This is a genomic window from Campylobacter canis, assembly GCF_045504005.1.
Taxonomy (GTDB): Bacteria; Campylobacterota; Campylobacteria; order Campylobacterales; family Campylobacteraceae; genus Campylobacter_A; species Campylobacter_A canis.
Map to the genome: position 1 here is coordinate 1 of NZ_JBJJXH010000019.1, position 9096 is coordinate 9096.

The following is a 9096-nucleotide window of genomic DNA, read 5'->3' on the forward strand; positions in this document are numbered from 1 at the left end:
ACGCACTTTTAGGACAAAAAACGTACTCACTAAAATGCGGAACTATTGCTAAAATCACTCCTCAAAATGCGGAAAAAACTATAGTCCGTTAGGTTTTTGATGAGTAGATGAGCCGGTTGCTCCTTAAAAACCTAACCGGAGTGAAAATGCCCATAAAAAGGCAATATTCGTTAGGTTTTTAGTGACTAGTCGACAATTTATTTCTTCAAATTTAACCGGAAAAGATAGCAAATCAAGGGTAAAAATTAGCCTGATCCGGCAACTCACTAAAATGCGGAACAAATATCAATCAAACTCCGCAATAGACGCACTTTTAGGACAAAAAACGTACTCACTAAAATGCGGAACTATTGCTAAAATCACTCCTCAAAATGCGGAAAAATAATATAACTAGCAATCTAAAACATTCCCTAAAAAACCTAATAAAATAAGAAACTGCTCCTTAAAAACCTAACGAAGAAAATAAATCAAAATGCTATAATCTATAAAATACAAGGAGCTAGATATGATAAGCTTACAGATACAGAGCAATTTAGACCCAAGCATAATAGAAACTTTTAAAGACCTATTTTTAAAAATTGATCCGAATGCAATTATCACACTCAAGGACAATAAGAGTATTGATAATATTTTAGAAAACTATGAGGAAGATACCGATTATAACAGCATTAAACTCAATATGGATAATGATATAAAATCATACTATGCAGGTGATATGAGCGGATTTGAAAAACTTGGAACCGGTTGGCATAAGCGAAAATAGCCCAATCTCAACATTTTAGAAATCTTTTTTATTGATTTGGTTAGGTTTTTAGTGAGCAGGTGGAGTTTTTACTCCTTAAAAACCTAACCAAATCAATAAAACTCCCTAAAAACCTAACCAAGAGACTAAATCCGTTAGGTTTTTGATGAGTAGTTAAACTGCTTACTCCTTGAAAACCTAACGAAATAAAAAACTGCTCCTTAAAAACCTAACAGAAGCTAAAATTCACTCATGAAAAACCTAACCAAAGCAATAAAACTCCTCAAAAACCTAACGGAACAAGAAAAACACTTCCAAATAAAATGACTTGATATGTTAATAACATATTATATGTTATTAACATATATGTGATATAATATGTTTTTAACATATATAACATACCAAAAGGCAAGATATGACTTTAGCAGTTTTGCAATTAAAAGGCGGCGTAGGCAAAACTCCACTTAGCTTTAGTATCGCAAAAGATCTCAATCTAAAATGGCAAAGCAACGATGATTCGGTAGTACCACAATTTTATCCAAAAGGTAAGATACTAGATAGATGTGTTTTTGAAGAAGACACAGTGTATGATTTTGGTGGTTTTGCTTCGGCTGGAGTACTTGAAATTTTAAAACAATGTGATTTTATTATAGTTCCAATTACTCCTAATCCAAACTCAATAAAAAGAGCAGCAAACACCTTATCTCAAATTAAACCTCTTGGTCGTAAAACTATAGGCGTTATAACAAATATCTCTTCTCAAAAAGAGCTAGATGAAACAGTAGCTACAATTAAAGCCGTCAATATAGTTTGTACAAAATTCTTTGTTTTAAAAAACTCTAGAATATTTGAAAATGCAATGACAAACGGATTAAGTTTTATTGAGTTATACAATGAAAACAATCTAGCAAAAAGACAGTATCAATCTTTTATAGACATGTATCAAAAAATAATTAACTACATTAAGGACAATAAATAATGGCTAAATTAGAATTAGACTTATCTAGTAACGAAATAGAGGAACTATCTACCGCAAGCTTCAAAGAACAAGACAAAGCACAAGAGATAAAAAAGCCGGGCGGCAGACCAAAAAGCGCAAACCCGGCTAATAAAAGAACTACCATGTTTTTATCCAGCGATGAACTAGCCTTTTTAGATGAAATGGGCTATTTAACTAGAACAAATAGAACACAATATCTAAGGTCTATTATTAGAGAAAAAATGGAGTCTATTAATAAGGGTGCGGTATAAGACACTAGATAAAGGAGTCAAAATGACAAATGCGATTATACTTCAAGCTAAAGACGGTTTTACTATCAGCAGTGATATTATAAACGCTATGAAACAGCTATTTGGTGAAAAAATTAACATAATAGAGCTTGATGGAGATATGGTCGAAGCACTCCAAGGCGAGATAAGCCAAGCCGATACAATAAAGCTAAAACGAACTGTTGAAAAGCTAGACAAAGGCGAGCTCAAATTTTATACGGAAAACGAATTTTCGCAACAGCTAGCCAAACGAGGTTACAGAGAATAAAGCTAAGTATATGGCTGCTTTTTAAGCAAAAGAATTAAACAGATAAAAACTTAACTTTGTAAAAGAGAGAAAATTTTAAAAGAAATCAGGTATCTTTTTACCGCTTTTGACCCAAAAATAGCCTATAGCAAAACTGATTAAAGAAGCTACTACTAGCACCGCACTAATTACTTCCATTTGAATCCTTTATCTTTTCAAGCTCTTTATAGAGCCCTGATAATCTAGTTAAATTTGTCGCTATGCCGACACCAAACAACATTAAGAATGCAATGGAAATTATAACCAAAAAATCTATTTTTGAATAATTAGCAGTAATAAACACCCAAGCTCCACCAAAACCGGCTACAAAAATTAAAATTTTAATTTTTATGATTTCAATTTGTTTAGCAATCGTATCTATAATTTTTGAGTTATTTTCCAATGGAAGCTCCTTGGTTTTTTCTTTTAATTTTAATCGATATTTTTTGAAATAGCAATAGAAAAACCAATAAGAGTAAAATAAAAAAATACTATAAATTTGCAAAATAAAAGCCCCTAAAAGGCGGCGATCTTTTTTAAAAAAAGTAAGAGATACCTACAAAAACAAAAAAGTTCTAGCAAGCAGTTGACGCCGGCACTGGCTCACAACGCTTTTTAGGCTAACGGAGTGCCCCTCGCCCTTTTCAAACTCGTTTTTGCAATTGATGTTAAAACAGAACGCTTTTGGTGAATCAAATCATCACAAAGGAAAAAGCTTAACCCTCTCTAGAATTGGACTATTTTTATCAGACCCCGTCCAAGGATCGGCAAAAAGGAATACGGCAGGAGAGCGGAAACAGTCTTTGCTGTTTCAGAAAAAACCTATGCCGAAAAATTTGAAAAATCAAAAAGCTCTCTTATAAAAAATAACCACGAATTTAGAAATCCGTTATCCATTTTTACACCTTTAAAAAATTAGAAAATATAACTAGTTATAGCAAAAAAATATGTATAAGCAAGCATCAAAAAACACAAAAATCTAATGAAAATTTTTTTGCTAAAACCTATAGGTATGAAATTTAATAGCATCTATCAACACCCCGTCAAGAAGCCAACGCTTCTTTACGGGGCAACCCCGTTTCTATCGGCATTGTCAAGCTATGCATCAATCATAGCTGATAGCATTCGGCGGCGCATGTTTGATATGGTGTTATCAAAATTTGATATGTATCATTTTTTTTCAAGGAGTCATCAAAATGGCTAAATTTTATGCTGTAAAGAATGAGTTGATAGGAGCATTTAGGCTCTTGTCCGAAAAGATTGAAAGATCAAATTCTTTCGAACAAATATCCAAAACTATCGGAGATTTTTTTGAGGAAGTGAAAAAAATAAATAATCCAAAAAACAATCGCCGAAATAAACAAATCGATTCGATCCGAACATTTTTTCGGAATCATCGACAAGATAAACGCAGCCAAGAGGCAGTTGTAGAAAAATCTATACGAAAAATTCGAAAGAAAAAGCCAAATTACAAGGATTTTTCAGAGCAAATTGTCGTCTGGCGCGAACAGGGGCACAGTTATTTGCAGATTTGTAGGCTGCTTCAGGCTCAAACCGGGATCAAAATATCAGATCAAACGATCGCAAGATTTCTCAAAAGGAGAGCAAATGAACAAAACATCGCAAATAAACAGTAGAAGCTCCGGGAAATTCATTATTTCCCGGCTCATGCAAAAACTCGACGGAATCGGAGTTTCAAAATCAGCCAGCCGCGCAGCAAGCACCATCAAAGGGCAAAACGGGCACAATATAAGTACTCAAGCACACAGCATAAAATCTATACAAAACGCTCGAACCGTAGCAACTCAATACGTCCAATACCTTCAAGAAAACTACGGAAAAAAGATATATTCCCGTATAAATAGCGACACCGTTAGAGAATTTTTGAAATTTAAAGCAACCCAGGTATCAGGAGGAACATTAAATACCTATATTTCCACAATGGCAAAAATATCGGACGGCTTTAATGGGCTTGGGATAGAAAATATAGATCGAGCCCGTATAACCGATTTGCGAAGCGAATTGAAAAATGAAGGCATAAATTTAAAGAAAAACCGCCATGATAGAAGCTACTCTGCAAAAGAGATACAAAACATGCGCGAATATATGCAGGTAACGCCGTATTTGTTGAGTTTTGACTTACAAATTGAGGCGGGATTAAGAGCGGACGACGCGATAAATTCCGATAAGTGGGTTATAAATAACGATAATACAATAACCGTAGAAGGATCTAAAAACGGCTTAAACTACACGACAAGGGTTTTGCCTTCATCGATCATCAATCGTGCAACAGAAGCAAAGAAAAGCGGTTTTAAAGCTAATTATTCAGATTACCGCACTCAACTAAAACAAGCCGGAGCCCATAAGGGATCTCATGGATTACGTTATTCCTTTGCTCAAAACCGTTATGAAGAGTTAAAACAAGAAGGTTATACAAATCTAGAAGCTAGAGCTCAAGTATCTATTGAAATGGGTCATAGTAGGGATGAAATAACACTCCACTACCTAAAATCTTAAACACATCCTCGCTAAAAGATGATAGCCTTGTGGAGCGTAGCGACAATACAAGGCGTAAAGAGGGGGTAAGGGGGCGGGCTGCAGTGCGTAAGCACAAAGCCGTACAAACGCCCCGGTTCCTAATATATAGAAATTGAGCAAATAACGGAAATTTTTTGCTTGTTAAAAGGTTTTCTATAAAGAAATTTTTCTTAAATTTTTAAGAGGGTTTAAAGCCCTAAAATAGGGGGTTCTGAATATCATATTCCAACTTTTTGTCCGTGAATAACAACTTTTTGTCCGTGAATTTTTATCATATTCCAACTTTTTGTCCGTGAATAACAACTATATTATTAAAAGTTGTTATTTTGTAGTATAATTTCATATTCCAACTTTTTGTCCGTGGGGTAAAAATGAGTAGTGAGATAACTAAAACCTTATCAAATAGATCTGTTGTAGTTCAATCAAATTCAATGATAAACAGCAAATATGAGCTTACGGAAACTCAGCAGAAACTAATTCTTTTAGCAATAGCGCAAATCAAAACAGCTGATGAGAAATTCTTTAGATACTCTTGCAAAATTTCAGAGCTAGAGCAAAAACTAGGTGTTGAGCTAAAAGGAAGCAGACTAAAAAATTTAGCTATAGACATATTAAAAAAGCCGCTTTTTATAAAAGAAAAGGATGGATGGACTGCCTGCAATTGGTTTTCAGCTTTTAAATATTACAATGCTCAAGCACGTTTTGAATTTGAAATAAGCCCTACTCTTACCCCATATCTTTTAAATTTAAGAGAACAATTTACAGCATATAATATTGAGCAAGCTATAAAATTTAGTGGAAAATATACTACAAGATTTTATCAATTTCTAATACAAACGCAACATCAAAGAAATAAAAAACGAGTATTTGTATTAGAAGAGCTTTATGAACTATTACAACTACCAAAAACTTTAAGCAGGTTTGATAATTTCAGGATAAAAGTATTAGAACCAAGCCTAAAAGAAATCAATGACAAGAGTGATATCCAAGCATATTATGAGATCACAAAAAAGATACGAAAAAAAGCAATAGAAATCACTCTAAGGTTTGATTTTAAAGAACGCCTAGTAGCTCAAACAGCTCAAGCTATAGAAGCTAAAGAGCTAAACAAATATAAAGGCAAAGAATTCTCATACTTCGGAGCGTTGTTTAAAATCGAATACCTGCAAATCAACGAAGAAAAGAACAGAATAGAAGCTATATTTATTGACCCTAGAGATGATCAAAAAGCAAGAGCAGATTTTGACAGCTTAGGGCATTTAGATAGAGCCTTAAGAGAAGCCAAAGAGCTTAAAGCAGAGATGAAATCAAACCCTGAAAAATATAAGAAAAAAGATAGAGATGTGAGCGGATTATTTTAAAATCTGCTACTTTTCAATATTCAGTAAAACTTATAAGACAAGACAAACAAAAATATAAAATTAGTAATATTTAAAATTCAAATTCATGTAAGCTAATTCATATTAAATTTTAAGTGAAAAGTTGTTATAATTCCCCTGTAATTCGGATTTAACGGCTACTTAACACATTCAATATATTCTAAGTCCTATTTTATGGGACTAGAGCAGATTTTATCAAAATCGTAATATTTTTACAGGTATTTTTAGATGTAAATCTATCTCACACAAAGGGATAATTATGTCTAAAATTTGGTTTTAGTTTAAGGCGTGTAGTCTTTAATTTTTCGAATTACAAATAATTGAAGTATTAAGAACCCCCTTTGTCCGAATTACACCAAACAAAAGGAGTTGTTAAATGAACAAAACAATTATAGCATTTTTAGTTGCACTAGCAGTGATCGTAACAGGTTGCAGCGCTTTATTTAGTGTTGGGCATGGAAATACCAGCACTATAAATCAAACAAATAATAAAAAATAAAAAGGGTAAAAAATGAATAATGAAAAACAAGAACTATATTCAAATATGATAAGAGACTTATTGGGAATTAGCATACCTCCTGAAAAAATAAACGAGAAGGTTGAAATAGAACTTCATGACTTTATTATTCAAGTCTCAACATGCTCAGAAATAATAAGTAGTTCTTTCGAATATTTAGTAAGCATACTTCCGGTATTATGGGCAAGTGCCGATCTCTTATTAGAAGCCCATGATATTTTAGAAGCAGTAGCTGAATTTGAAGGAGAACTACAGGGAGCTAAAAAAGGATTTATAGGATGCTATTTTGCCCTTAAAAATCAATACGCACAAAGAATAGAAGGTGCAGTTGCTGGCATAAAAGTATTTAATTAAATAAACAAAGTTTAGTGTGCTATTTTAGCACACTAAAAAAGATTCTTTTTCATTTCGTCACAGTCTTTTTTCGTTATTTTACAAAGCTTATCTAGGTATTGTATAGTAGTATCTTTATATTTGTTTTTTAGCTCTATAACAATTTCTGATCTATATTTTAACAAGTATACCGTTGCAACTGCTCCGCATGCTTCTATGGCACTTTCAATATTTTCAGGATTAATCTCGGAATCGCAAGCTTTTTTTGCATATTTTAAAAAATCTAGTTTATTTTCATTAGAAAGATTAACGAGATAAAGATTGTAGCAGCTTTTGGCTTCGCCAGCATTACATCTTTTTTCTATCTCGCTGAAAGTATTATCGAAACATTCGCATGCTACTTGATCTTTTTTGTTTTTACATTCTTCGTGAAAGTAAAACATTCTATTTTGTATAATATCCTGTTTGTCTACATATAATTCTGGAGAATGCTTTTTGCAATTGTCTGCGAGTAAACTTAATGGCAATAACAAACATAAAACCATAAACGATTTAATTGTATTTTTCAAACCTAACTCCTTGTTTTGTAATAATTTTTAAAACTTGAATAATTTTAACAATTTCTATCTTAATAATCAAAATTATAAGCTTTTATATACATATTTGACAGTTGTAATAACATATAAACATTTATGTTAAGAATTTAAGAAATCAATCAAATCTTATATTTTTAGAGCTTTTCTTAAACCAAATCACTCATTTTAAGCTTCCCAACCTTAAACCGGCAAATCTCTAAATTCACAAACTACGTTAAAATCGAACTCTTACACAATATGCAATGAAAAGTAGAATTTTCAATACAAAATATATCTATATACTAATACACATTATATAATTTAACATTTTATTAAGTGTGTATATATTATTATAATAATATAAAAAACAAAGGTTTTTATGAGTAATAAAATTCATAAGATAATAGACAAGATGCGAAGATCTCCTACAAGTATCAGTTTTAATGAAGTACAGGATATATTAGTTTATTTAGGTTACGAACTTAGCAATAACGCAAAAGGTTCTCACATGATCTTTAGAAAACCAGGCTATGATCATGTCAACATTCCATTTGCTAAACCCATAAAGAAACACTATATCAAGAAAGTTTTAGAACTATACGAAGAAGAGTCTATAGATTAAGATTAGCGTCAGAATAAAGATGGTCTAAGACTATCTTTTTATAAGAGTTCATAGAGCTTTTATAAAAGGACAACCTTAGAGGAACCTAGGAGATAATAATGAAACCACAAAGCAAAAACAAAGAATACTACTTAAATTTAAACTATGGCATGATAATCAACAAAGAAGATGGTGAGTTTGTAGCTTACTACAAAGAATATCCTAAAATTACAGGATGCGGGGATAATGAAATAGAAGCTATTGAGGATCTAAAAGAAGCTTTTTCTTGTTTACTTGATGTATTAATAGCAGAAGGAGAAGAGATTAAGGAGCCGGCACCGGTTGAAAAGAAAGTAAGAGTTAATGTAATCCTTCCGGAAAAGCTACTAAAATCTATTAGCGAGTTAACAAACAACAGATCAGTCTTTTTAAGTAAGGCTGCGAAGTATGCTATAGAAAACAAGATAGCTTTATAATCAAACTCCGCAATAGACGCACTTTTAGGACAAAAAACGTACTCACTAAAATGCGGAACTATTGCTAAAATCACTCCTCAAAATGCGGAAAAAACTATAGTCCGTTAGGTTTTTGATGAGTAGATGAGCCGGTTGCTCCTTAAAAACCTAACCGGAGTGAAAATGCCCATAAAAAGGCAATATTCGTTAGGTTTTTAGTGACTAGTCGACAATTTATTTCTTCAAATTTAACCGGAAAAGATAGCAAATCAAGGGTAAAAATTAGCCTGATCCGGCAACTCACTAAAATGCGGAACAAATATCAATCAAACTCCGCAATAGACGCACTTTTAGGACAAAAAACGTACTCACTAAAATGCGGAACTATTGCTAAAATCACT

General features: G+C 32.5%; 14 protein-coding genes. 12 read left to right on the forward strand and 2 right to left on the reverse strand.

Going from position 1 to position 9096, the window contains the following annotated elements:
* Nucleotides 1-505 precede the first annotated feature (505 nt).
* From ACHJH3_RS11105 to ACHJH3_RS11120, 4 genes are all read left to right on the forward strand, one after another.
* Nucleotides 506-763, forward strand: coding sequence for a hypothetical protein (locus tag ACHJH3_RS11105; protein WP_407064869.1), 258 nt, complete (start codon nucleotides 506-508; stop codon nucleotides 761-763).
* Between the two features lie 394 nt (nucleotides 764-1157).
* The gene (locus ACHJH3_RS11110) at nucleotides 1158-1721 is read left to right on the forward strand and encodes a P-loop NTPase family protein (protein WP_173032054.1); all 564 of its coding nucleotides are present in this window, start codon (nucleotides 1158-1160) and stop codon (nucleotides 1719-1721) included.
* A complete protein-coding gene (locus tag ACHJH3_RS11115; protein WP_407064870.1) occupies nucleotides 1721-1993 on the forward strand; it encodes a hypothetical protein in 273 nt (90 codons plus the stop codon). The genes ACHJH3_RS11110 and ACHJH3_RS11115 overlap by 1 nt, the downstream gene beginning before the upstream one ends.
* Nucleotides 1994-2015: 22 nt before the next feature.
* Nucleotides 2016-2279, forward strand: coding sequence for a hypothetical protein (locus tag ACHJH3_RS11120; RefSeq protein ID WP_407064871.1), 264 nt, complete (start codon nucleotides 2016-2018; stop codon nucleotides 2277-2279).
* 163 nt (nucleotides 2280-2442) lie between these two features.
* On the opposite strand, the gene ACHJH3_RS11125 is transcribed toward ACHJH3_RS11120, so the two are convergent.
* On the reverse strand, nucleotides 2443-2700 hold the full coding sequence (locus tag ACHJH3_RS11125) for a hypothetical protein (RefSeq protein ID WP_173032057.1): 258 nt from the start codon (nucleotides 2698-2700) through the stop codon (nucleotides 2443-2445).
* A 793-nt stretch (nucleotides 2701-3493) separates the two neighbouring features.
* On the opposite strand from ACHJH3_RS11125, the gene ACHJH3_RS11130 reads away from it, so the two are divergent.
* From ACHJH3_RS11130 to ACHJH3_RS11150, 5 genes are all read left to right on the forward strand, one after another.
* On the forward strand, nucleotides 3494-3934 hold the full coding sequence (locus ACHJH3_RS11130; RefSeq protein WP_407064872.1) for a hypothetical protein: 441 nt from the start codon (nucleotides 3494-3496) through the stop codon (nucleotides 3932-3934).
* The gene (locus ACHJH3_RS11135; protein ID WP_407064873.1) at nucleotides 3906-4814 is read left to right on the forward strand and encodes a site-specific integrase; all 909 of its coding nucleotides are present in this window, start codon (nucleotides 3906-3908) and stop codon (nucleotides 4812-4814) included. Before ACHJH3_RS11130 ends, ACHJH3_RS11135 begins: the two co-directional genes overlap by 29 nt.
* Before the next feature lie 392 nt (nucleotides 4815-5206).
* Nucleotides 5207-6196, forward strand: coding sequence for a replication initiation protein (locus ACHJH3_RS11140; protein WP_407064874.1), 990 nt, complete (start codon nucleotides 5207-5209; stop codon nucleotides 6194-6196).
* Nucleotides 6197-6590: 394 nt separating this feature from the next.
* Nucleotides 6591-6713, forward strand: coding sequence for a hypothetical protein (locus tag ACHJH3_RS11145; protein ID WP_407064875.1), 123 nt, complete (start codon nucleotides 6591-6593; stop codon nucleotides 6711-6713).
* Nucleotides 6714-6725: 12 nt separating this feature from the next.
* Nucleotides 6726-7085 carry a hypothetical protein gene (locus ACHJH3_RS11150; RefSeq protein WP_407064876.1) on the forward strand — a complete coding sequence of 120 codons (360 nt, stop codon included), beginning with the start codon at nucleotides 6726-6728 and terminating at the stop codon, nucleotides 7083-7085.
* A gap of 32 nt (nucleotides 7086-7117) precedes the next feature.
* On the opposite strand, the gene ACHJH3_RS11155 is transcribed toward ACHJH3_RS11150, so the two are convergent.
* Nucleotides 7118-7633 carry a hypothetical protein gene (locus ACHJH3_RS11155; protein WP_407064877.1) on the reverse strand — a complete coding sequence of 172 codons (516 nt, stop codon included), beginning with the start codon at nucleotides 7631-7633 and terminating at the stop codon, nucleotides 7118-7120.
* Nucleotides 7634-8051: 418 nt separating this feature from the next.
* Here ACHJH3_RS11155 and ACHJH3_RS11160 point away from each other — a divergent pair, with 418 nt between their 5' ends.
* The 3 genes from ACHJH3_RS11160 to ACHJH3_RS11170 all read left to right on the forward strand — a co-directional run.
* A complete protein-coding gene (locus ACHJH3_RS11160; protein ID WP_407064880.1) occupies nucleotides 8052-8261 on the forward strand; it encodes a type II toxin-antitoxin system HicA family toxin in 210 nt (69 codons plus the stop codon).
* Between the two features lie 98 nt (nucleotides 8262-8359).
* Complete coding sequence (locus ACHJH3_RS11165; protein WP_407064878.1) at nucleotides 8360-8716, forward strand: type II toxin-antitoxin system HicB family antitoxin; 357 nt, start codon at nucleotides 8360-8362, stop codon at nucleotides 8714-8716.
* A 197-nt stretch (nucleotides 8717-8913) separates the two neighbouring features.
* Nucleotides 8914-9096 (forward strand): hypothetical protein (locus tag ACHJH3_RS11170; protein WP_407064879.1); only part of this gene is annotated, 183 nt, incomplete at its 3' end.